Source organism: Pseudomonas hefeiensis, from assembly GCF_030687835.1.
Classification (GTDB): domain Bacteria; phylum Pseudomonadota; class Gammaproteobacteria; order Pseudomonadales; family Pseudomonadaceae; genus Aquipseudomonas; species Aquipseudomonas hefeiensis.
Genome location: NZ_CP117449.1, coordinates 4,185,957 through 4,208,631 on the forward strand (window position 1 = coordinate 4,185,957; position 22,675 = coordinate 4,208,631).

The 22,675-nt window shown below is 59.0% G+C and carries 26 protein-coding genes; 6 read left to right on the forward strand and 20 right to left on the reverse strand.

Features of this window, described 5'->3' with window-relative positions; genetic code table 11:
- Window position 1 precedes the first annotated feature (1 nt).
- The 6 genes from pheT to thrS all read right to left on the reverse strand — a co-directional run bounded on the left by pheT (window position 2) and on the right by thrS (window position 6,658).
- Window positions 2-2,380, reverse strand: a complete 2,379-nt coding sequence (pheT, locus tag PSH57_RS18775; protein ID WP_305384775.1) for a phenylalanine--tRNA ligase subunit beta — start codon at window positions 2,378-2,380, stop codon at window positions 2-4.
- A 36-nt stretch (window positions 2,381-2,416) separates the two neighbouring features.
- Window positions 2,417-3,433 carry a phenylalanine--tRNA ligase subunit alpha gene (gene pheS / locus PSH57_RS18780; protein WP_047229332.1) on the reverse strand — a complete coding sequence of 339 codons (1,017 nt, stop codon included), beginning with the start codon at window positions 3,431-3,433 and terminating at the stop codon, window positions 2,417-2,419.
- 109 nt (window positions 3,434-3,542) lie between these two features.
- Entirely contained in the window at window positions 3,543-3,899 is a 357-nt protein-coding gene (gene rplT / locus PSH57_RS18785; protein WP_002553161.1) for a 50S ribosomal protein L20, read from the reverse strand.
- Between the two features lie 30 nt (window positions 3,900-3,929).
- On the reverse strand, window positions 3,930-4,124 hold the full coding sequence (gene rpmI / locus PSH57_RS18790) for a 50S ribosomal protein L35 (RefSeq protein WP_002553160.1): 195 nt from the start codon (window positions 4,122-4,124) through the stop codon (window positions 3,930-3,932).
- 60 nt (window positions 4,125-4,184) lie between these two features.
- Complete coding sequence (gene infC, locus PSH57_RS18795) at window positions 4,185-4,736, reverse strand: translation initiation factor IF-3 (RefSeq protein WP_214913249.1); 552 nt, start codon at window positions 4,734-4,736, stop codon at window positions 4,185-4,187.
- Window positions 4,736-6,658 carry a threonine--tRNA ligase gene (gene thrS / locus PSH57_RS18800; protein WP_305444703.1) on the reverse strand — a complete coding sequence of 641 codons (1,923 nt, stop codon included), beginning with the start codon at window positions 6,656-6,658 and terminating at the stop codon, window positions 4,736-4,738. The genes infC and thrS overlap by 1 nt, the downstream gene beginning before the upstream one ends.
- Window positions 6,659-7,031: 373 nt before the next feature.
- Between thrS and PSH57_RS18805 the strand changes: the two genes are divergently transcribed.
- The gene (locus tag PSH57_RS18805; protein ID WP_305384780.1) at window positions 7,032-7,334 is read left to right on the forward strand and encodes a hypothetical protein; all 303 of its coding nucleotides are present in this window, start codon (window positions 7,032-7,034) and stop codon (window positions 7,332-7,334) included.
- Window positions 7,335-7,623: 289 nt separating this feature from the next.
- Entirely contained in the window at window positions 7,624-7,836 is a 213-nt protein-coding gene (locus PSH57_RS18810; protein ID WP_047229330.1) for a cold-shock protein, read from the forward strand.
- Window positions 7,837-7,902: 66 nt separating this feature from the next.
- On the opposite strand, the gene PSH57_RS18815 is transcribed toward PSH57_RS18810, so the two are convergent.
- Together PSH57_RS18815 and PSH57_RS18820 are read right to left on the reverse strand one after the other, a co-directional pair.
- The gene (locus PSH57_RS18815) at window positions 7,903-8,217 is read right to left on the reverse strand and encodes an I78 family peptidase inhibitor (protein ID WP_256228792.1); all 315 of its coding nucleotides are present in this window, start codon (window positions 8,215-8,217) and stop codon (window positions 7,903-7,905) included.
- A 163-nt stretch (window positions 8,218-8,380) separates the two neighbouring features.
- Complete coding sequence (locus tag PSH57_RS18820; protein ID WP_256228790.1) at window positions 8,381-8,686, reverse strand: hypothetical protein; 306 nt, start codon at window positions 8,684-8,686, stop codon at window positions 8,381-8,383.
- Window positions 8,687-8,817: 131 nt separating this feature from the next.
- Here PSH57_RS18820 and PSH57_RS18825 point away from each other — a divergent pair, with 131 nt between their 5' ends.
- Window positions 8,818-9,015: a hypothetical protein gene (locus PSH57_RS18825; RefSeq protein ID WP_047229327.1), complete on the forward strand. Its 198-nt coding sequence runs from the start codon at window positions 8,818-8,820 to the stop codon at window positions 9,013-9,015.
- Between the two features lie 44 nt (window positions 9,016-9,059).
- Here PSH57_RS18825 and PSH57_RS18830 read toward each other — a convergent pair whose 3' ends face one another.
- The 8 genes from PSH57_RS18830 to PSH57_RS18865 all read right to left on the reverse strand — a co-directional run bounded on the left by PSH57_RS18830 (window position 9,060) and on the right by PSH57_RS18865 (window position 16,638).
- Window positions 9,060-10,088: a nucleoside hydrolase gene (locus tag PSH57_RS18830; protein ID WP_305384783.1), complete on the reverse strand. Its 1,029-nt coding sequence runs from the start codon at window positions 10,086-10,088 to the stop codon at window positions 9,060-9,062.
- A 29-nt stretch (window positions 10,089-10,117) separates the two neighbouring features.
- A complete protein-coding gene (gene rbsD, locus PSH57_RS18835; RefSeq protein WP_305384785.1) occupies window positions 10,118-10,522 on the reverse strand; it encodes a D-ribose pyranase in 405 nt (134 codons plus the stop codon).
- Window positions 10,519-11,433, reverse strand: a complete 915-nt coding sequence (rbsK, locus tag PSH57_RS18840) for a ribokinase (RefSeq protein ID WP_305384786.1) — start codon at window positions 11,431-11,433, stop codon at window positions 10,519-10,521. Before rbsK ends, rbsD begins: the two co-directional genes overlap by 4 nt.
- 23 nt (window positions 11,434-11,456) lie before the next feature.
- Window positions 11,457-12,476, reverse strand: coding sequence for a LacI family DNA-binding transcriptional regulator (locus tag PSH57_RS18845; protein WP_305384787.1), 1,020 nt, complete (start codon window positions 12,474-12,476; stop codon window positions 11,457-11,459).
- Between the two features lie 3 nt (window positions 12,477-12,479).
- On the reverse strand, window positions 12,480-13,457 hold the full coding sequence (locus tag PSH57_RS18850; RefSeq protein WP_092455090.1) for an ABC transporter permease: 978 nt from the start codon (window positions 13,455-13,457) through the stop codon (window positions 12,480-12,482).
- Window positions 13,454-15,007 carry a sugar ABC transporter ATP-binding protein gene (locus PSH57_RS18855; RefSeq protein WP_305384791.1) on the reverse strand — a complete coding sequence of 518 codons (1,554 nt, stop codon included), beginning with the start codon at window positions 15,005-15,007 and terminating at the stop codon, window positions 13,454-13,456. Before PSH57_RS18855 ends, PSH57_RS18850 begins: the two co-directional genes overlap by 4 nt.
- A gap of 58 nt (window positions 15,008-15,065) precedes the next feature.
- On the reverse strand, window positions 15,066-16,022 hold the full coding sequence (locus tag PSH57_RS18860; RefSeq protein WP_305384792.1) for a sugar ABC transporter substrate-binding protein: 957 nt from the start codon (window positions 16,020-16,022) through the stop codon (window positions 15,066-15,068).
- Window positions 16,023-16,191: 169 nt separating this feature from the next.
- A complete protein-coding gene (locus tag PSH57_RS18865; protein ID WP_305384793.1) occupies window positions 16,192-16,638 on the reverse strand; it encodes a hypothetical protein in 447 nt (148 codons plus the stop codon).
- Between the two features lie 133 nt (window positions 16,639-16,771).
- Between PSH57_RS18865 and PSH57_RS18870 the strand changes: the two genes are divergently transcribed.
- Together PSH57_RS18870 and PSH57_RS18875 are read left to right on the forward strand one after the other, a co-directional pair.
- A complete protein-coding gene (locus PSH57_RS18870) occupies window positions 16,772-17,071 on the forward strand; it encodes a DUF1654 domain-containing protein (protein WP_305384794.1) in 300 nt (99 codons plus the stop codon).
- Between the two features lie 5 nt (window positions 17,072-17,076).
- On the forward strand, window positions 17,077-17,775 hold the full coding sequence (locus tag PSH57_RS18875; protein ID WP_305384795.1) for an endonuclease: 699 nt from the start codon (window positions 17,077-17,079) through the stop codon (window positions 17,773-17,775).
- Window positions 17,776-17,915: 140 nt separating this feature from the next.
- Here the strand turns inward: PSH57_RS18875 and PSH57_RS18880 are convergent, their stop codons facing one another.
- A complete protein-coding gene (locus PSH57_RS18880) occupies window positions 17,916-18,272 on the reverse strand; it encodes an SPOR domain-containing protein (RefSeq protein ID WP_305384796.1) in 357 nt (118 codons plus the stop codon).
- Between the two features lie 246 nt (window positions 18,273-18,518).
- On the opposite strand from PSH57_RS18880, the gene csrA reads away from it, so the two are divergent.
- A complete protein-coding gene (csrA, locus tag PSH57_RS18885) occupies window positions 18,519-18,713 on the forward strand; it encodes a carbon storage regulator CsrA (RefSeq protein WP_003179932.1) in 195 nt (64 codons plus the stop codon).
- A 200-nt stretch (window positions 18,714-18,913) separates the two neighbouring features.
- Here csrA and PSH57_RS18890 read toward each other — a convergent pair whose 3' ends face one another.
- The 3 genes from PSH57_RS18890 to PSH57_RS18900 all read right to left on the reverse strand — a co-directional run bounded on the left by PSH57_RS18890 (window position 18,914) and on the right by PSH57_RS18900 (window position 22,665).
- Window positions 18,914-19,369: a DUF2214 family protein gene (locus tag PSH57_RS18890; RefSeq protein WP_305384797.1), complete on the reverse strand. Its 456-nt coding sequence runs from the start codon at window positions 19,367-19,369 to the stop codon at window positions 18,914-18,916.
- A gap of 194 nt (window positions 19,370-19,563) precedes the next feature.
- Window positions 19,564-20,946 (reverse strand): cysteine--tRNA ligase, encoded by a 1,383-nt coding sequence (gene cysS, locus PSH57_RS18895; protein WP_305415993.1) that lies wholly within the window; start codon window positions 20,944-20,946, stop codon window positions 19,564-19,566.
- A gap of 21 nt (window positions 20,947-20,967) precedes the next feature.
- A complete protein-coding gene (locus tag PSH57_RS18900) occupies window positions 20,968-22,665 on the reverse strand; it encodes a glutamine--tRNA ligase/YqeY domain fusion protein (protein WP_305415995.1) in 1,698 nt (565 codons plus the stop codon).
- Window positions 22,666-22,675 lie beyond the last annotated feature (10 nt).

Below are 22,675 nucleotides of genomic sequence, written 5' to 3' on the forward strand. Positions count from 1 at the left end.
GTCACTTCCTTAACGTGGCGTTCAACCTGTTTTCGAGCGAGGTGAGGATATTCTGCGTTGCGGTATTCACCTCATCGTCATTAAGAGTGCGCGATGGATGCTGCCAGGTCAAGCCGACTGCAAGGCTTTTTCTATGCGGATCAATGCCTTTACCCTGATACACGTCAAATAGCCTGAGGTCCGTGAGCCATTCGCCTGCATTTTCACGGATTACATCCAGTACGGCGCTGGATGCAACGTCGCGATCGGCCAGCAGCGCAAGGTCACGCCGCACTTCAGGAAAGCGCGATAACTCCTGGAATTTCGGCATTTTCCCCAATGCAACTTCGCCCAGAACCAGCTCGAAAACGAACACAGGACGATCAAGCCCCAGGGTCTTGGACAGTTCAGGGTGAATCGCCCCGACATAGCCGACTTCACGCCCATCACGCTCAATGCGCGCTGTCTGCCCCGGATGCAACGCCGGATGCTTGCCCGGCACGAAGGTGAACGCGTCGAGCGCACCGGCGAAGCCCAGCACCGCTTCCACGTCAGCCTTGACGTCGAAGAAGTCGACGACATCGCGACCTTGCGCCCAGCCTTCCGGCAAACGACTGCCGCAAACGACACCGGCCAGCATCGGCTCTTGCTTCAACCCTTCCAACTGACCAACGAAACGCAGGCCGCTTTCGAACAGACGTACGCGGTCCTGTTGGCGGTTCAGGTTGTGCTGGAGCGACTTGACCAGGCCTGGCCACAGGGACGAGCGCATGGCGGCCATGTCGTTGGAGATGGGGTTGGCCAGCAACAGCGGCTCGGCACCCGGGTTGAACAGTTCAAACTGACGCGGATCGATGAAGCTGTAGGTGATCGCTTCCTGATACCCACGGGCCACCAGCAGACGGCGCAGCTCCGGCAGGTCGCTACGGGCTTCGGCCTTGGCCTGTGGGGCCAGGCGCGCCTGCGGGTAGCGGACCGGCAAACGGTTGTAGCCGTACAGTCGGGCCAGTTCTTCGATCAGATCGACTTCCAGGCTGATATCGAAGCGATGGCTTGGTACTTCGACACGCCACTGCCCTGCCCCATCGGCGCTGATGTTCAGGCCCAGGGCACTGAGCAGGCGTTCGACTTCGGCCGGCTCCATTTCCATGCCAAGCATCTGGGTGATGCGCTGAGCACGCAGGGTAACCGGTGCGATTTTGGGCAGGTGCTGTTCGCTGACGGTTTCGATGATCGGGCCGGCTTCGCCGCCAGTGATTTCCAGCAGCAGGCCAGTGGCGCGCTCCATGGCTTCACGAGCCAGTTGCCAGTCCACGCCGCGCTCGTAGCGGTGCGAGGCGTCGGTATGCAGGCCATAGGAACGGGCCTTGCCAGCCACCGCAATCTGGTCGAAGAACGCACTTTCAAGGAACACATCACGGGTCGTCGTGGACACGCCGCTGTGCTCGCCACCCATGACGCCGGCAATCGCCAACGCACGGGAGTGGTCGGCGATCACCAGCGTATCGCTGCGCAGGGCAACTTCCTGACCGTCGAGCAACACCAGCTTCTCGCCTTCCTCAGCCATGCGCACGCGGATGCCTCCGTTGATTTCGGCAAGGTCGAACGCGTGCAGCGGCTGACCCAGTTCCAGCATCACGTAGTTGGTGATGTCGACAGCTGCGTCGATGCTACGCACGTCGGCGCGACGCAGGCGCTCGACCATCCACAGCGGGGTCGGCTTGGACAGATCGACATTACGGATGACGCGACCCAGATAACGCGGACATGCCGCCGGCGCCAGGACTTCAACCGAACGCACTTCATCATGCACCGCCGCAACGGCCGCCACCGCTGGACGTACTACCGGGGCGGCATACAACGCGCCAACCTCACGGGCCAGACCGGCCAGGGACAGGCAGTCACCACGGTTCGGTGTCAGGTCGACCTCGATGCTCGCATCGTCCAGACCCAGGTATTCACGGATGTCCAGGCCAACCGGCGCATCTGCCGGAAGCTCCATCAGGCCATCGTTGCCCTCGCCAACCTGCAGTTCGGCCTGGGAGCACAACATGCCGTTGGACTCGACGCCACGCAGCTTGGCTTTCTTTATCTTGAAATCACCCGGCAGTTCGGCACCGATCATGGCGAACGGGATCTTCAGGCCCGGGCGCACATTTGGCGCGCCGCAGACCACCTGGAAGGTTTCCGTGCCATTGCTGACCTGGCAAACCCGCAGCTTGTCAGCGTCCGGATGCTGCTCGGTGCTCAGCACCTCGCCCACCACGACACCGCTGAATTCACCGGCGGCCGGCGTCACGCTATCGACCTCAAGACCGGCCATCGACAGGCGAGCAACCAGCTCGTCCCGGCTTACCTGCGGGCTTACCCAGCCGCGCAGCCATTGTTCACTGAATTTCATCCTGCTCTCCTATTAGATTCGTTACGGGTCTGCGGCTTAGCGAAATTGCGCAAGGAACCGCAAGTCGTTGTCGAAGAACAGGCGCAAGTCATTTACCCCGTAACGCAGCATGGCCAGACGCTCGACGCCCATGCCGAAAGCAAAACCCGAGAACTCTTCCGGATCGATCCCGGACATACGCAGCACGTTCGGGTGAACCATGCCGCAGCCCATGACCTCCAGCCAGCCGGTCTGCTTGCAGACGCGGCAGCCTTTACCGCTGCACATCACGCATTCCATATCGACTTCAGCGGATGGCTCGGTGAACGGGAAGTACGAAGGACGGAAACGCACTGCCAGTTCTTTCTCGAAGAACACCCGCAGGAACTCTTCGATAGTCCCTTTCAGGTCGGCGAAATTGATGTCGCGATCAACCAGCAGGCCTTCGACCTGGTGGAACATCGGCGAATGGGTGATATCGGAGTCGCTACGGTACACACGGCCTGGGCAGACGATGCGGATCGGCGGCTGCTGCGATTCCATGGTGCGGACCTGTACCGGCGAGGTATGGGTGCGCAACAGCATGTTCGCATTGAAATAGAAGGTGTCATGCATCGACCGGGCCGGGTGATGGCCTGGGATGTTGAGCGCCTCGAAGTTGTGATAGTCGTCTTCGACCTCAGGGCCTTCGGCAATGCCGTAGCCGATGTGGGTGAAGAATTGCTCGATACGTTCCAGGGTCCGGGTAACCGGATGCAGGCCTCCGGAAGTCTGGCCACGGCCAGGCAGGGTCACGTCGATGGACTCGGCGGCGAGTTTGGCAGCCAGATCCGCCTCCTCGAACAACGCCTTGCGCGCATTGAGGACCTCTGTGACACGCTCCTTGGCAACGTTGATCAGCGCACCGACCTGCGGACGCTCTTCGGCCGGCAGGTTCCCCAGGGTCTTCATCACCTGAGTCAACTCGCCCTTCTTGCCAAGGTAGTGAACCCGGATTTGCTCCAGGGCATTGATATCTTCAGCGCTTTGCACAGCCTCTAGTGCTTGAGAGACCAGCGCATCCAGGTTTTCCATGTACAGACTCCAGATACAAAATAGGGGAAGAGCTTGAAGGCTCTTCCCCTATTTATGACGTTTAACACCTGGCCCCACAGAGGTGAGACCGGGTGACTGTCGGGGGTACTTAAGCCAAGGTGGCTTTAGCTTTCTCGACAATCGCAGCAAACGCCGCTTTTTCGTTCACTGCCAGATCAGCCAGAACCTTACGGTCGATCTCGATGGACGCTTTTTTCAGGCCGGCAATGAAACGGCTGTAGGACAGACCGTTAACACGAGCACCAGCGTTGATACGAGCGATCCACAGAGCGCGGAACTGACGTTTTTTCTGACGACGGTCACGGTAGGCGTATTGGCCTGCCTTGATTACCGCTTGCTTGGCAACACGGAATACGCGTGAACGCGCGCCGTAGTAGCCTTTAGCAAGTTTCAGAATTTTTTTGTGACGCTTACGGGCAATGACGCCACGCTTTACACGAGCCATGAGTTACTTCCTCTATTCTTGATCCAAAAATTAACGAAGGCGCAGCATGCGCTCGACTTTTGCCACGTCAGACGGATGCAGCAAGCTGCTACCGCGTAGTTGACGCTTACGCTTGGTCGACATTTTGGTCAGGATGTGGCTCTTGAAAGCGTGCTTGTGCTTGATACCGTTAGCAGTTTTCAGAAACCGCTTAGCAGCACCACTTTTAGTTTTCATCTTTGGCATGTTCGGATACTCCGCATTCAGTTGATAAACATAATCGCAAGGCCTGCCGTGCCCTGTTGATTACTTCTTCTTTTTCGGGGCGATGACCATGATCAGCTGGCGTCCTTCCATCTTAGGATGCTGTTCGACCGAACCGTACTCGAGCAGGTCTTGTTCAACCCGCTTGAGGAGTTCCATCCCCAGCTCCTGGTGGGCCATCTCACGGCCGCGGAATCGCAAGGATACCTTGGCCCTGTCCCCGTCACTCAGGAAACGTACCAGGTTGCGCAGTTTTACCTGGTAATCCCCTTCCTCCGTCCCTGGACGAAACTTGATTTCTTTTACCTGAATCTGCTTCTGGTTTTTCTTTGCCGCGGCAATCTGCTTCTTCTTTTCGAAGATCGATTTGCCGTAGTCCATCAGTTTGCAAACAGGGGGTACTGCATCGGCGGAAATCTCCACCAAATCCAGTTTGGCCTCTTCAGCCTTAAGAAGCGCGTCTTCAATTGACACAATCCCAAGCTGTTCACCTTCAGCACCAATTAACCGAACCTCGCGTGCCGAGATATTCTCGTTGATCGGGGCTTTCGGTGCAGCTCGTTTATCTTGTCTCATTTCACGCTTAATAATAATTACTCCAAATCTGGGCGACCACGCCGGGAAACCGCTTGCGCGAGGAACTCAGCGAATTCGGCGACGGGCATCGAGCCCAGGTCAGCACCTTCACGAGTACGCACAGCGACAGTCTGCATCTCGACCTCCCGATCTCCGATAACCAAGAGAAAGGGAACCTTGAGCAAAGTATGCTCGCGGATTTTAAAGCCGATCTTTTCATTTCTCAAGTCGGACTTGGCACGAAATCCGCTTTGGTTGAGAGTTTTTTCGACTTCAGCGGCAAAATCTGCCTGCTTGTCAGTGATATTCATGATCACTGCCTGGGTCGGCGCCAGCCACGCAGGGAATGCCCCTTCGTAGTGTTCGATCAGAATCCCGACGAAACGCTCGAAGGAACCGAGGATCGCGCGGTGAAGCATGACCGGGTGCTTGCGACTGTTGTCTTCGGACACGTATTCGGCGCCCAGACGGATCGGCAGGTTAAAATCGAGCTGCAGGGTACCACACTGCCAGACACGACCGAGGCAATCTTTCAGCGAGAACTCGATCTTCGGCCCGTAGAAAGCCCCTTCGCCCGGTTGCAGATCGTACGCAAGGCCCGCACTGTCGAGGGCTGCGGCCAGTGCCGCTTCAGCGCGATCCCACAATTCATCGGAGCCGACGCGTTTTTCCGGACGAGTGGACAGTTTCATCTCGACTTCGGTAAAGCCGAAGTCCCGGTAGACGTCCATGGTCAGCTTGATGAAGGCAGCGGATTCGGCCTGCATCTGCTCTTCGGTGCAGAAGATATGCGCATCGTCCTGGGTGAAAGCACGCACGCGCATGATGCCGTGCAGCGCACCCGACGGCTCGTTACGGTGGCAGGCACCGAACTCGGCCAGGCGCATCGGCAGCTCGCGGTAGCTTTTCAGGCCCTGGTTGAACACCTGCACGTGGCACGGGCAGTTCATCGGCTTGATGGCGTAGTCGCGGTTTTCCGACTGGGTGGTGAACATGTTGTCGGCGTAGTTGGCCCAGTGCCCGGATTTCTCCCACAGGCTACGGTCCACCACTTGCGGCGTCTTGATCTCCAGGTAGCCGTTTTCACGCTGGACCTGGCGCATGTACTGCTCGAGCACCTGGTACAGGGTCCAGCCGTTCGGGTGCCAGAACACCATGCCCGGGGATTCTTCCTGAGTGTGAAACAGGCCCAGGCGCTTGCCGATCTTGCGATGGTCACGCTTCTCGGCTTCCTCGATACGCTGGATGTAAGCCGCCAGTTGCTTCTTGTCGGCCCAGGCCGTGCCATAGACGCGCTGCAACTGCTCGTTCTTCGCATCGCCGCGCCAATAGGCGCCGGACAGCTTGGTCAGTTTGAAAGACTTCAGGAAGCGGGTGTTCGGCACATGCGGGCCACGGCACATGTCGACGTATTCTTCGTGGTAGTACAGGCCCATGGCCTGCTCGTCCGGCATGTCTTCCACCAGACGCAGCTTGTAATCCTCGCCACGCGCCTTGAACACCTCGATGACTTCGGCACGCGGGGTCACTTTCTTGATGACGTCGTAATCTTTCTCGATCAGCTGCTGCATGCGCTGTTCGATGGCCGCCATGTCTTCCGGCGTGAAAGGACGCTCAAAGGCGATGTCGTAATAGAAGCCTTCGTCGATGACCGGACCGATGACCATCTTCGCGCTCGGATACAACTGCTTGACCGCATGGCCAACCAGGTGCGCGCAAGAGTGGCGAATGATCTCCAGCCCCTCTTCGTCCTTGGGCGTGATGATTTGCAGCGTGGCGTCGCTGTCGATGACGTCGCTGGCATCGACCAGTTTGCCGTTGACCTTGCCAGCCAGGGTGGCCTTGGCCAGGCCCGCGCCGATGGATGCTGCGACCTCGGCTACGGAAACCGGGTGATGGAATGAACGTTGACTGCCGTCGGGAAGAGTAATAGTTGGCATGGCGCCTCCTCTCCTAGTGGTGACCCCTACCAAAGGTCACGTGGGTTGGGATGAGCCAGTACAAGATCCAGTCCAGGCCATTCAATGACGAACGCCTGCCTTACAGCGGCAGGAGCCTTGCGGCCAACCGGGAAAACCGAACCAGAGTGACTGGGATTCAAATCAGGGTTAATCGAACATTTGCCGCCGCCGGGACCTGTTGTCCTCCGGAGCCTGAAAATACCCGAGCCCGGCATGCTAGCACAGATGAACGGTCATCGCCGCGCCCGGATTGAAGCGGACGTAAATCCACGGTTTTTATGCCAGAGTGCTGAACTGAACCGTCCGCTACGCCTCAGATAACAAGACATCGACCCGAAAGGAGCATCTTCGCATGCGTCTGAACACCTTATTTGCAGTAGTCGCCCCCCTCGCCCTGCTGCTTCCACTGACCGCCCACGCCGAATGGCCTAAAGGCGAGCGTGAGAAATACATGGCCCAGTGCACTGAGGCGGCAACGCCACAGATCGGCGCGGCAGCGGCCAAGTCTCATTGCGCCTGTGGCGCCGATGCGATCAAGTCCTACCCGGCAGCCGACATTCAGGCCTTGATGGACAACAAGGCAACCCCACAGCTGCAGCAAAAAGCACTGGGGGAGATTGCAAAATGCAAGGCCGATAACAAGGCTAAAAAGTAAGAACACGGGTCTTTGGACAGAGCCGTGCATCGATAAAAAACGCTGATTTCAGGCCTTTTTGATCGATTTATTCAGGTTTTACAGCTTTTTTTATTGTCTTTACGTTCGGCCGAAAGCCTTTAAAACCGGGCCTTTCAGCCGGACAAGGCAGTAAAGAAAACGCGACTGATCGGCAAACAGCGCGTCCGGGGGGCTCCCAAATCGAACATTTCGACTATGATACCCCGGTGTGCCCAGTTGGCCTGAGCAGCACAGTACACTGAAAATATATGTTTCTTGGAGATACACCATGTCTAATCGCCAAACCGGCACCGTTAAATGGTTCAACGATGAAAAAGGCTTCGGCTTCATCACTCCTACAGGTGGCGGTGACGACCTGTTCGTACACTTCAAAGCTATCGAAAGCGACGGTTTCAAAAGCCTGAAAGAAGGCCAGACCGTTTCCTTCGTGGCTGAGAAAGGCCAAAAGGGTATGCAAGCTGCACAGGTTCGCCCAGAGTAATTTCTCGACGAGCACAAAAAACCCCGTCCATGTGACGGGGTTTTTTATGGGCGATTGAAAAATCAATCAGCCGCAGTTCACCCGGTTGATGACCAGGTTGGCATCGGTGTTGAGATTCAGGCGATCTGAGCGGTACTCAAGCGTCACCATGTCATTGGGCTTGAGGATTCGCGCATTCTGCGCACCGGCACGGGTGCGGGCTTGTTCCAGCAGTTGCGGCGAGGCCTTCTTGCCGATGGCAAACTCGGCACCTTTTGCTTCGCAGCGGCTGTAACCCGTTTCAGTTGCCACTGGGTCAGGGGTCGATTCAGAGGTGCTGCTGCAACCGCTCAAGAGTGCGACGGCCAGCAAAGTACTCAATGACGCGAGCTTCCAAGGCATGAAGCCTCCTTTTCTTGATAAATAAACAGAGAGCGTGCGACAGCCCAAACGACGCTTGGTTTCAACACCAGGGCTATCATGGTGCCCTCATCTGGAAAACAGGCAGTTTGCCTGAGCCGACTTGCCGGTTCAGGTATGAATCGTGACTGAATATGAATGGTGCTCAGTAAACGTCAATGTAGTCAAAGGGTGGATTCGGCCAGTTGTCTTTCAGCGCATTGTAGATCTGCATGACCCAGACCTCGTCGCTGGCGGCGACCCTTCCGACGTAGCCTGAACCTTTCGCCCACGTTTCCAGCCGAAACGATAGCCCGTCGATCTCCACACCGCCCACCACGCCCGAAGACAAATAGGCGATACCGCCCTTGGTCACGCGCAGTTGGGTGTGCTCGTCATCACTGGCCGACGCCAGCAACTGACGAACCGCGTCAAGGGTCAACCCGTCAGGAGCGTTCAAATCGATCTGCACGGCGGGGGCCTCTTCAGAAAGTCAAAAAACAAGTGTCGCACAGCCCTTCCCTGATGCCTAAGTCGCAGTGCAAAACCCCAGACAAAAATGGTTAACTCAACCTACAGACCTCCCAACTCGCGAGCCCGACCATGAGCACCGTCAGCATCGAAGCCACCATCAATGCCAAATGGTCGGAGGGTCACAGCTCCTACAGCCCTGGCAGCCCCGAAGAACTGGCAATCATCGGTATAGAACTGTTGGTGAAGGAATTGGGAACGAAGGCCGCTCTGAACTTTATCCAGCAAGCGTTCGAACGATACCCGAGCAGCATTGAAGCGGTGGATTGAAACACACGCGCAGGCCATGGCCTGCGGGTGTTCGGCAAGACCGATTACTTCAGGCGCGCCAGACGCTCGGTCAGCAGGTCAAAGAAACCCTGAGCATTGCCATCCTGCACCCAGTAGGCATTTTTTGGCGCCTTCAGGCCGTCGTACCAGTCAACGATGGTCTGTCCGAAAGTCGGGCCTTCACGACTGTCCACCACGACATTGACCGACCGCCCGGTAAACAACTGCGGCTTGAGCAGGTAAGCGACCACCGTAGCATCATGCACCGGCCCCCCCGTCATGCCGTAGTGCTCCATATCACCTTTGACGTATTCGTTGAGAATGTCGCCGACGATCTTGCTGGCCTTGTTGTTCACGGCAGCGATCTGCTTCAGACGTGCTTCGCTGGTGAGGATCTTGTGGGTCACGTCCAGTGGCAGATAAGTGAGCTTCACACCGCTCTTGAGCACCACTTCTGCAGCCTGTGGATCAGCGAACAGGTTGAACTCGGCCACCGGCGTGATATTGCCGCCATTGAAGTGTGCGCCGCCCATGATCACCACTTCCTTGATGCCCTGGACAATGTCGGGTTCCTGTATCAATGCCAGGGCCAGATTGGTCTGCGGGCCAAGCATGGCAATGGTGATGCTATGGGGCTTGGCAGTCTTGAGGGTGTCGATCAGGTAATTGACGGCATTGCCCTTGGCCAGGCCCTTCTTCGGCTCATACACCTCGACACCCGACAGGCCTTCCTTGCCATGGATGTTTTCCGCGTAGATGGGCGTGCGCATCATCGGCTTCGGCGCACCGGCATACACCGGCACCTCTTCGCGCCCCGCCCATTCCCTGGCCAGGCGAGCGTTGCGCGATGTCTTGTCCAGCGTAACGTTACCGGCGACGGTGGTCAGCGCACGGATATTCAGCTCCTCGGGAGAAGCCAGGGCAAATAACAGCGCAACCACATCATCGGCCCCCGGGTCGGTGTCGATGATCAGGTCGATTTTTTCCGCCGCCTGGGCGCTCGTAGCGGTGATCAATGACAAAAGCAGCAGACTCCGCAACAGTTGACGCATTTTCTGAGCATAGTGGTGCATGGCGCATTCCTTGTGCAGGGTTGACAGGGTTAGAACGTTACTCCGGCAATCAATACGATGTTGCAGTACGGGGAGCATTCTCCCGTGCGAATAATCGCCCGAGCTTGCCGGCTGACCGCCTTGAACTGTTCATGGCTGACCAGCTCTCGCGCGCCCAGCGCGCCATCAGCATGAAGTGCCTCCAGTGTCGCCAGGGCTGCCGGTTGTTTATCGAAAATTTCTTCAGCGAGCACGTGGCTCTCCACCTGCATTTCGCTGAGCACCACTTTCAGGGTGCTGACAAAATCCGGAATGCCGTGGGTCAAGGCCAGGTCGATCAACTCGACCTGGGGTGGCACCGGTAACCCCGCATCCCCAATGACCACCTTGTCGCCATGGCCAAGGGAAGCGATCAGTCGCGACAGCGCAACATTCAACAACGGCGTCTTTTTCATGATTTAAAAGCCTGTACTTCCAGCAAGGTGGGAATGGAGGGCTGTGCCCCCGCGCGGGTGACCGACAACGCGGCGGCGATCTGACCAAAACGAATCGCCTCGACCTCACTTTTGCCGTCAGCCAACGCTGCCGCGAAGCCGCCGACAAAGGTGTCTCCGGCCGCCGTGGTGTCCACCGCCTTGACCAGCGGCGCCGGGAAGTGCTCGAAGCTCGCGCCGTTGGCGAACATCAGGCCCTGGGCACCCAGGGTCACGATCACCTTGCCGGCACCGGCGGCGAGCAATTGCGTCGCGGCGGCTTCGGCGGTTTCCAGGGAGTCCACCGCCAGCCCGCTCAGCACGGCGGCTTCGCTCTCATTGGGAATCAGATAGTCGATAGAGGCGTACCAGTCGGCCGGCAATGCACGAGAGGCCGGCGCCGGGTTCAGGATGACGGTCTTGCCCAGTTCCCGGCCCCGCTTGAGTGCATGCCCGACGGTCGCGTCCGGCACCTCCAACTGGCAGATAATGACGTCGGCGCTGCGCAGCACCTCATCGAACCGGTCCAGGACATCAGGGGTGAGCACGCCGTTGGCACCGGCAACGATAACGATCGCATTCTGGCTGTTGTCGTCGACAACGATCAGCGCTACGCCGCTGGAGCCGGCCACGACACTGACCGACTGGCAGTCGATGCCCTCGGCCAGCAGCGCCCCGCGTAATTGCTGGCCGTAGGCATCACTGCCCACGCAACCGACCATGGACACATTCGCCCCCAGGCGCGCCGCGGCGACGGCCTGATTGGCCCCCTTCCCTCCCGGGATGGTGCAGAACGACTCACCGATCAGCGTTTCACCCCCCTTGGGCAGACGGGGTGCACGGGTCACCAGGTCCATGTTCAGGCTGCCTATTACCACTACTTTTGCTGGCATACATCTTCACTCATCAATTCGGTTCAGCGGTATTGGGCGAATGTACCTGACAGCGGTGCAGTCGACTCTCGCAAGACAATACTGGGCGTCACGATGCGCTGATCGGTGGCAAGCCCCGGCGTTGCGATCCGCCGCAACAGCACTTCAGCGGCCATCTCACCGAGCTGCAGGATCGACTGACCTACCGTGGTCAGCGCCGGATAGACATAACGGCTCATCTGAATGTCATCGAAACCAATGACCGACAGTTCACCGGGCACGCGCACGTTGCGCTCGGCGGCAGCGCGCAGCACACCGATTCCGATCATGTCGTTGGCTGCAAAAATCGCACTGGGTGGCTGATGCTCGAGCAGCCTGGCCGCCGCCTGGTAACCACCGGTACTGGTGAAATCGCTTTCGAGCATGCGCTCGACGGGCAGTTCGATCCCGGCCTCTTTCAGGGCGCGGCAGTAACCGGCCAGACGCATTTGCGCCACGCTGGTGTCCGCCGGGCCGCCGATAAAAGCGATATCACGGTGACCCAGCTCCAGCAGGTGCCGGGTGGCCAGGTACGCGCCGAGCTCATGGTCGATGCGCACCAGGTCCGCGTCGACGCCGTCAAGCCCACGGTCGACGATGACCATGGGCGTACGCACGTTGGTCAGCCCTTGGGCGAGACCGACGTCACCGCCGGCGGAAGCGACGATCAAACCGTCGATGCGCTTTTCCAGCAGCACCCGTAGATAACTGCGCTGCTTGTCCGGGTTGTCGTCGGAATTGCACAGGATCACGCAATAGCCGTTGCGCTCACAATAATCTTCAATCCCCCGGGCCAGTTCGGCAAAGTAGGGATTGAGGCTGTTGGGCACCAGCAAGCCAATGGTCGCAGTGGTCTTGGCCTTGAGCGACCGGGCCACCGCGCTGGGCACGTAGTCGAGGCGCTCGATGGCAGCCTCGACCTTGAGCCGCACTTCTTCGCTGACCGGCCGCGTTTTGTTCACTACGTGGGAGACGGTCGTGTAGGAAATTCCCGCGAGCGCCGCCACATCCTTGATCGTCGCCATGGTTCAGGCCCGCCGGCTGGCGCGCTGGCTGCGGTAGGTGTCGAGCACCACCGCAACGACGATCACCGCGCCGGTAATGATGCGCTTGGTCGGTTCGGAGGCGCCAATCTGCGCCAGGCCCGCTGCCAGCACGGAGATGATCAGCACGCCAAAGAAGGTGCTGATGACCGAACCGCGCCCGCCCATCAGGCTGGTGCCGCCGATGACCACAGCAGCGATGACCTGCAGCTCGAGCCCTGAACCAGCGTTCGGGTCTGCCGCCTCCAGGCGCGAAATCTGGAACAGCGCGGCCAGACCGGCCAGCAAGCCCATCAGGCTGAACACCAGGATCTTGTAGGGCTTTGGATTGATGCCGGCCAGACGCACGGCTTCCTCATTGGTGCCGATGCCGATCAGGTAACGGCCAAACACGGTGCGGGTCAGCACAGCCTGGGCAATGAAAATCACCAACAAGGCAATGATGAATGACGGGGAAATGCCGAAGGCGATCGGGTTGGACAACCAGGCGAAGGAATCCCCGATGTAGGCCGTCCGCGAGCCGGTCATCTGGTACGCCAGGCCTCGGGCCATTTCCAGCACGCCGAGGGAAACAATGAACGACGGGATCCGCCACGCCACGGTAATCGAACCGGTGACGGTGCCAGCCAGCGCCGCCACGGCCATGCCCAACAATGCTGCTGGCCAGACACTCCAGCCCCAACCCAGCACCGCCACGCTCACCGTCGAGGCGGCCAGGGCCAGCACCGACCCGACCGACAAATCGATACCGCCGATGATCAGGATGAAGGTCATGCCGACCGCCAGCACCATGAGGTCTGGAATCTGGTTGGCCAGGGTGCTGAAAGTGTCATACGAAAGGAAATGGCTGCTCAGGACCGAGAACAACGCGATCATCGCCAACAAGGCCCCAGCCAGTCCCAGGTAGGTACCCAGGCCATAGAAGTTGCCACTCGGCTTGCCGACGGCAGATACGGTTTTCATGAGAAGTCCCTAGGCGCTGCTTCGTTGAGCAACGCATCACGTTTCTGGTAGCCGGCGAATGCGGCGGCAAGCAAGTCATCCTGGGTCCAGCTGTCACGCTCGAAGGTGTCAATCAGGCGTCCGGCGGACAGCACACCGATCCGGTCACAGATCAGCATCAATTCCCGCAGGTCGCTGGACACCACGACCAGCGCCTTGCCCTGGCGCGTCAGCTCACCGAGCAGCGCATAGATGTCGAATTTGGCGCCGACGTCGATGCCTCGGGTCGGCTCATCGAACAGCAATACCGAGCAATCGCGTTCCAGCCAGCGACCGATCACGACCTTCTGTTGATTGCCGCCCGACAGTTCGGACACCAACTGCGTCGGGCTGGAGCTGCGGATTCGCATGGCGTCGATCTGTCGCTGCGCCAACGAGAACTCATCGCCACCATTGACGAAGCCGGCACTGGAGATTTCCGGCATATTGCCCAGGGCAATGTTGGCGGCGATGGATTGAGTCAGCAGCAGGCCTTCGCCCTTGCGGTCCTCGGTGATCAGCGCGATGCCGTGGGCCACCGCATCGGACGGCGAGCGAATACTGACGACACGGGCCGGCGAACCCAGCGCCACCGTGCCGCTGTCGGCTGCATCGGCGCCGAAGATCAGCCGAAGCAGTTCGGTGCGCCCTGCCCCGATCAGCCCGGAAATACCAAATATCTCGCCGCTGCGCACCTCGAAGGACACATCGCGGACCTTGTCCGAACGGCTCAAGCCGCTGACGGTCAATGCCGGCGCGCCGATCTGGCGCGGGCCCAGGTCGATATGCTCGCCCAGTTCCCGCCCGACCATCAGCGTCACCAGTTGCTCGCTGTTGTAGTTGGCCATCGGCTCGACGCAGACCAGGTTACCGTCACGCAGCACCGCAATGCGCTGGGCGACCCGAGCCAGTTCTTCAAGACGATGGGAGATATAGATGATCGACACGCCCCGCGCCTGCAAACGAGTGATCTGCTCAAAGAGCATCTCGACCTCACGCGCGGTCAGCATCGCGGTCGGCTCGTCGAGAATCAGCACATGGCAATCACCGATCAGGTTGCGGGCGATCTCGACCATCTGCTGGTGACCGATACCCAACTCACCGACCAGCGTGTCAGGGTCGATCGCATCGAGCCCCACCTGGGCCATGGCCTCGACCGCCGCTGTGCGCAACTGCTTACGGCTGATCCAGCCACCATGGCTGGGCAAGTTGTCGAGAAACAGGTTTTCGGCCACGGAAAGCGTCGGCAGCAGGTTGAGCTCCTGCATCACCATGCGCACGCCCAGCTCTTCAGCCTGGGTGCGACTGCCGGGGCGATAATCCTGTCCCTGGAATTGCATCTGCCCGGTGGTCGGCGTCACCAGCCCGCCGATGATCTTGGACAGGGTGCTCTTACCGGCGCCATTTTCGCCGGTCAGCGCCAGCACTTCACCACGCATCAACGTCAGGTCGATGTTGGTCAGTACCGGCTGGGCATAGGTCTTGCCGATGCCGCTGACCGAAAGGACAGCGTTCGGGTCGCGAACGGACATAAAAAACTCTCCAATACGCTCGCCAGTAATGGCGAGCGTCGTTGTGTCGCCAGAATAACTACTGGGTCACCAGCTCGACCGGAGTTTCGATAACGCCGTTGGTGCCGCTGTCGACGGCTTCGCCCTTGAGGATCTTCAGGGCCGTCTCGATACCGAAAACAGCCTGCTTGGCGGCGAACTGGTCGGCAGTCGCCAGGACGCGACCATCCTTGAGCATGGGCTTGATGGCGTTGATGTTGTCGTAACCGACCACTTGCACCTTGCCCGCCTTGCCGGCAGCCCGAATGGCCGATACCGCGCCGACCGCCATGCTGTCGTTACCGGCCAACAGCGCCTTGATGTTCGGGTATTCGCTAAGCATCGAGGCGGCAACCTGATTGCCCTTGTTGATTTCCCAGTCGCCCGATTGCAGGGAGACGACCTTGATCTGCGCCGCTTCCATTGCATCCTTGAAGCCGGCCGTGCGCGCCTGGGCATTGGTGGTGGTGGACACGCCTTCGATGATACCGACTTCATCACCGGCCTTGAGCTGCTTGGCCAGGTACTCACCTACCAGGCGCGCGCCCTTGCGGTTGTCCGGGCCTACGAACGGCACAGTGATGTTTTTGCTTTTGACCACGGCCGGATCGAGCTGGTTGTCGATGTTGATCACGGTGATGCCGGCGTCGACGGCTTTCTTGATCACCGGCACCATGGCCTTGGAATCGGCCGGCGCGATGATGAGGGCATTGACCTTGGATACGATCATCTGCTCGACAATGCGGATCTGGTTGGCGGTGTCGGTTTCATCCTTGATCCCGTTGGAGATCAGATCGAAATCGGCGGAGTGTTCCTTCTGGTAGGCCTTGGCGCCGTCTTCCATGGTCAGGAAAAACTCGTTGGCCAGGGATTTCATGACCAGGGCAACCTTGGGTTTTTCCGGGGTCTGGGCAAATGCCGAAGAGAAAGGCAGCGCAGCGGATGCGGCCGCGAGCATGGCGACGGCGAGAAGGCGTCCAGCGAATGGCAACTTCATGGGTTCACTCCGATTTTATGATTATTTTGAGCAAAATCGTTGCACGGGAAGTCGTTCCACAGGCCGTCGCCAAGCATCAACGAAGGCTGCGCAAACGTTTGCGTGAAGAGAACTATGGTAAAGCTTCCAGGATTTGTCAACGTGCGGATTTCACCGCAAGGCTGCGGGCTCAGACCGTCGTGTTGACCAGGGCACCCGAGCCGGAGCCCTTGGCCAGCTCTGTGATCAGATGGCCGGTGACCTCCAGCAACGCTCCGCTGGTGTCGGCAATCTGACCTTGTATCGCCATGACCGTCGAGGTTTTGGCTTCGGGTGTCGGATAGGCCTGCTTCTGCGCAGCAGCCAACTGTTGTTGCTGTTCTCTGAGCTGCTGTTGAAGCTCTTGCATGCGCTTGAGCAACACCTGCACGGCAATGCTTTGGGTGCTCCCGCTCTTTTCCGCCTTGCCTTCGGACGCAGGGCTCATGCTCGTACGGACCTGGCCTGGCGCCTGCGTCTGGCCGAGGGTCTCATCGGCTGCCTCGGCGCTCGCTTGGCTCAAGGCATTGAGCGTGGCCGCGGATTTGCCGCCGATGGTGACGGCAGCGGCATTTGGAAAGCCGACGGAAAACGACATAACAAAACTCCATGAATGAGATTCCTACAAAGGCCATCGACTGCTTGAGCGGCTTCTTTAGCTTAATTTTTCCTACACCAAAACGGAAAAAGCGTTGTCAGAGGATTTTCTTGAATTTTAAGCAGTTGCGTAAATGCCTACGGTTAAATACTGTACGCACGTACAGCTCAATAAGGATAATCCTGTGGCAACGCCGTCCGCTGCAACTACCCCCTTAGATTCCTATACCCGTCTTGGCCTGCGGGTCTCGAAAATCATCAACGCCCCCACCGCACAAAAAGCCAAGGCGGCCCTGATCTTCCGGCTTCCCGAGGAGCCGGTGGATGAGTGGGAGCGCCTGCTGGAAGAAATCGACGAGAACGACAATGTGACCCTCGCCTATCGCGACGATGGCGGTGTGCAGGTGTTCTGGGTTGTGCCGAAGGAAGATTGAGTCAGATGAGTGTTCGTTGTTTTGCTTTATTGCTTGTGATGGTCGCCATGGGCGCGCAAGCCGATGCGCCCCGTACATTCAGCGAGGCCAAGAAAGTCGCCTGGAAACTCTATGCCCCCCAATCCACCGAGTTCTACTGTGGCTGCAAATACTCCGGCAATCGCGTGAACCTGGCAGCCTGCGGTTATGTGCCGCGCAAAAACGCCAATCGCGCCGCGCGTATCGAGTGGGAACATATCGTCCCGGCGTGGCAGATCGGTCATCAGCGTCAATGCTGGCAACAAGGCGGGCGGAAGAATTGCACCCGCCACGACCCGGTCTATCAACGGGCCGAGGCCGACCTTCATAATCTGGTGCCCAGCATCGGGGAAGTGAACGGCGACCGCAGCAACTTCAGCTTTGGCTGGCTACCAACGCAGAAGGGCCAGTACGGCTCGTGCCTGACCCAGGTGGATTTCAAGGCCAAGAAAGTCATGCCCCGCCCTTCCATCCGTGGAATGATCGCCCGGACGTATTTCTACATGAGCAAGCAATACGGCCTGCGCCTCTCGAAACAGGACCGGCGCCTGTATGAAGCCTGGGACAAGACCTACCCGGTACAGAGCTGGGAGCGCCAGCGCAACCAGAGCGTGGCGTGCGTGATGGGACGTGGAAACGAGTTCGTAGGCTCGGTGAATTTGAAGGCCTGCACCTCGCATTTGTGAACAACGCAAATCAACTGTGGGAGCGAGCTTGCTCGCGATAGCCTGTCCGTCAACATCAACGTTGGCTGATCCACTGCTATCGCGAGCAGGCTCGCTCCCACAGGTTTTGTGGCTTAACGGACTTTTCTATTCTGCGTGGCTTATTGAGCGGGCGGGTAATCCACCACCAGCGACTCGATGTTGCGCTTTTTCGCTCGAACCAGGGCGGCGTTCAATTGCTCCTGTTTCGCCTCGGCTTCAGCCTTTGAATTGAAAGGCCCGACCAGAACCCGGTCCTTGCCATTCTCTTTCACCACGCTTGATACAAAACTGTGCTCGATGAGCCAGGCGGTCAGGTCACTGACAGCCTGCGGGATCTCGCCACGGACCTCGACCCCCCACTGCGGCGCAGCGACGGCTGGCGCGGAGGTCGCCGCCGGCTTCGGCGTTTCGACATCACGCCCTTCACCGCATCCTGCCAGCGCCAATACCGCGATTACCCAAGCCAATTTGCGCACAACGTTTACCCCGGAAGACATGGAGCGGGGATTTTAGCACTCAAGCCTGCCAAAACGCCGCAAACAGTGCTCAAAACACGAGAAACCTGCACGGCGTCTCTGTATAGTCGCACCCTGGGAATTAATGCTGCGTCTGCGCGTCAGAAAGAGGCACCCACATTGTGACACTTGGCACTAATCTATAAGCAGTACCGACATCTGCACTGCCTGAATCAGGTGCCCTATAAAGCAATCAAGGAGAACACCATGCTGATACTCACCCGCAAAGTCGGTGAAAGCATAAACATTGGTGACGACATCACGATCACCATTCTGGGCGTTAGCGGCCAACAAGTCCGTATCGGCATCAACGCGCCAAAGAACGTTGCGGTGCACCGCGAAGAAATCTATCAGCGTATTCAGGCGGGCCTTACCGCCCCCGACAAGCCGCAAACGCCCTGAGCCCTGTAGCAGTCCGTAGCCAGCCCGTATGCATCGTCGCAAGGCTGGCTAAAGATTCATGCCGACCGTCCTCTCCCCCCTGCTCCATCCCGCCCATGATTTTTTCGTCCACCCCGTCAAACCGATACTAATGACATTGCTCATAGCATGGCTGTCAGACGTTTCGTTTTAATGGCGACGAAGCAGGTATTCATGAAGGGTCAACCCAGCCTCACGCCGCGAGCCATTCCTGTGGCAGCGACCACCATCAGTACCAGCAACAAGGCTTCAATGTGGCTGATCCGCGCAAACCGGCCGGCTTTTGAAGGATCGATCGCACGCCCTTTACCCAGTGCCATCCGCCACTTTATCAAGGCGATCATCGGCGCGACTTCAAGCAACAGAATCAGCACGAACAAGGTCATCTTCAGGTGAAACAGCGGCTGGTGCAGGTAATAGTCCGTGCCTTTTTCGAAGCCGCCGAAAGCTCGCATCCCACCGGTCACCAGCAGGACCACCGCCGATAGCCCCCACAGGTTGTCCGCCATCAAGACATTTCGAACCGCGTCCATACCGCCCGCCAGGCGTCGAAGCGCTGTGCCACGGGCAAGTACCGCCCAGAACCCCAAGGCGAACGCCAGAAGATGAATTGCCGCGAGAGACCAATGAGCCAACATGGAGGACTCCTGTCAGAGGATGTCGAATTGACCTGACAGTACTAGCTCATAACAGGGTGATTGCCAGGATTGGCATGCAAAAAACTGTGGGAGCGAGCCTGCTCGCGATAGCGGTGTATCAGTCGACAACAATGTTGTCTGACACTCCGTCATCGCGAGCAGGCTCGCTCCCACAGTGGGTATTGCGTAAGGACTCAGTCAGCCAAACGCCAGGTCGTCCCGCCCTTGCCGTCTTCCAGCACCACGCCCATGGCAGTGAGCTGGTCGCGGATGCGGTCGGATTCGGCCCAGTCCTTGTTGGCGCGCGCAGTCAGGCGTGCCTGGATCAACGCCTCGACCTCGGCGGCGTCCACGCGACCTTCGGCACCGGCCTGAAGGAAATCATCCGCCTCAAGCTGCAACACACCCAGCACGTCAGCCAACTCTTTCAGACGCGCCGCCAAGCCCGCCGCCGCGTTGAGATCGCTCTCACGCAGACGATTGATCTCGCGCACCATCTCGAACAGCACCGCGCAGGCTTCCGGCGTGCCGAAGTCGTCGTTCATCACGTCGGTGAAACGCGCGACAAAGGCTTCGCCACCGGCGGCCGGCACCTTCGGCAAGCCCTTCAACGCGTGGTAGAACCGCTCCAGGGCGCCCTTGGCGTCCTTGAGATTGTCTTCCGAATAGTTGATGGCGCTGCGATAGTGACTGGACACCAGCAGGTAACGCACGACTTCCGGGTGGTACTTGTCGAGCACGTCGCGGATGGTGAAGAAGTTGTTCAAGGACTTGGACATCTTCTCGCCGTTGATGCGGATCATGCCGCAATGCATCCACGCATTGGCGTAGGTCTTGCCGGTGGCCGCTTCGCTTTGGGCGATTTCGTTTTCGTGGTGCGGGAATTCCAGGTCGCTGCCGCCGCCATGAATGTCGAAGGTCTCGCCCAGGCAGCAGGTGGACATCACCGAGCATTCGATGTGCCAGCCCGGACGTCCGGCGCCCCACGGCGACTCCCAGCTCGGTTCGCCCGGTTTGGCGGCTTTCCACAGCACGAAGTCCAGCGGGTCCTGTTTCGACTCGTCGACTTCGATGCGCGCGCCGATCCGCAAGTCTTCGATTTTCTTGCGCGACAGTTTGCCGTAGCCCATGAACTTGGCGACGCGGTAGTACACGTCACCGTTGCCCGGTGCGTAGGCATAGCCCTTGTCGATCAAGGTCTGGATCATCGCCAGCATGCCTGGGATGTGGTCCGTGGCACGCGGCTCCAGGTCCGGCTTGAGGATATTGAGGCGCGCCTCGTCCTCGTGCATGGCCTTGATCATGCGTTCGGTCAGCGCATCGTAAGGCTCACCGTTTTCCCGGGCACGGTTGATGATCTTGTCTTCGATGTCGGTGATGTTGCGCACGTAGGTCAGGTCATAACCGCTGAAACGCAACCAGCGGGTCACCAGGTCGAAAGCGACCATGCTGCGACCATGGCCGATGTGGCAGTAGTCGTACACGGTCATGCCGCAGACGTACATGCGAACCTTGTTACCGTCCAGCGGCTTGAAAACTTCTTTGCTCTTGGTGAGCGTGTTGTAGATCGTAAGCACAGGGTTTCCCTTAAGACTTGATCACTGACCCCAGGAATCGCGCAAGGTCACGGTACGGTTGAATACCGGACGACCGGGTTTCGAGTCCTTGATATCCGCGCAGAAGTAACCTTCACGCTCGAACTGGAAACGGTCTTCCGGCTGTGCGTTGCCCAGCGAAGGCTCGGCACGACAACCAGTGAGTACTTGCAGGGAGTCAGGGTTGATGTTGTCCAGGAAGCTGGCGCTGTCCTCGGCCTTTTCAGGGTTCGGCGAACGGAACAGGCGATCGTACAAGCGCACTTCGCACTCGACGCTGGCAGCGGCCGGCACCCAGTGGACCACGCCCTTGACCTTGCGACCTTCCGGGTTCTTGCCCAGGGTCTCAGGATCGTACGAGCAATGCAGTTCGACGATGTTGCCATCGGCGTCCTTGATCGCTTCGTCGGCGCGGATCACGTAGCTGCCGCGCAGGCGCACTTCACCGGCCGGCTCCAGGCGTTTGTAGCCTTTTGGCGGCTCTTCCATGAAGTCTTCACGGTCGATATAGATTTCCCGAGCGAACGGCAGAACGCGCACGCCCATGTCTTCTTTCGGGTGGCAAGGCAACTCGAGGTTCTCGACTTTGTCTTGCGGGTAATTGGTGATCACCACTTTCAACGGACGCAATACGCACATGGCGCGTGGGGCGCTGTGGTCGAGGTCGTCGCGGATGCTGAATTCGAGCATGCCGAAGTCCACCACGCCGTCGGAACGGTTGGTGCCGACCATCTCGCAGAAGTTGCGGATCGATTTTGGCGTGTAGCCACGACGACGGAAACCCGACAGCGTCGACATGCGCGGGTCATCCCAGCCGTTGACGTGCTTTTCGTCCACCAGTTGCTTGAGCTTGCGCTTGCTGGTGATGGTGTAGTTCAGGTTCAGGCGGCTGAATTCGTACTGGCGCGGCTGAGCCGGCACCGGCAGGTGCTCCAGGAACCACTCGTATAAAGGACGGTGGCTTTCGAACTCCAGGGTGCAGATCGAGTGAGTGATGCCTTCGATGGCGTCCGACTGACCGTGGGTGAAGTCATAGTTGGGGTAGATGCACCATTTGTCGCCGGTCTGGTGGTGATGGGCATGACGGATGCGGTACATGATCGGGTCGCGCAGGTTCATGTTCGGCGAGGCCATGTCGATCTTCGCGCGCAGCACCCGTGCGCCGTCCGCGAATTCGCCGGCGCGCATGCGGGCGAACAGGTCCAGGTTCTCCTCCACACTGCGATCACGGAACGGGCTGTCCTTGCCCGGCTCGGTCAGGCTGCCACGGTACTCCTTGGCCTGCTCGGGGGTCAGGTCGCACACGTAGGCCTTGCCGGCCTTGATCAGCTCCACCGCCCAGTCGTGCAACTGGTCGAAATATTGCGAGGCATAGCGCACCTCACCGGCCCATTCAAAACCCAGCCATTTAACGTCGCTTTCGATCGCGTCGATGTACTCCTGGTCTTCCTTGGCCGGGTTGGTGTCGTCAAAACGCAAGTGCGTGACGCCGCCAAACTCCTGGGCCAGACCGAAGTTCACGCAAATCGACTTGGCGTGACCGATGTGCAGGTAGCCGTTGGGCTCCGGCGGAAAGCGGGTGACGATCTGCGTGTGCTTACCCGAATCCAGGTCCGCCTGGATGATCGGGCGCAGGAAATTGACCGGCACGGCCGGGCCGGTCTTGGAATTCGAGGTAGGGTCGACAGTGGGCTTGCTCATAGGATCCTTG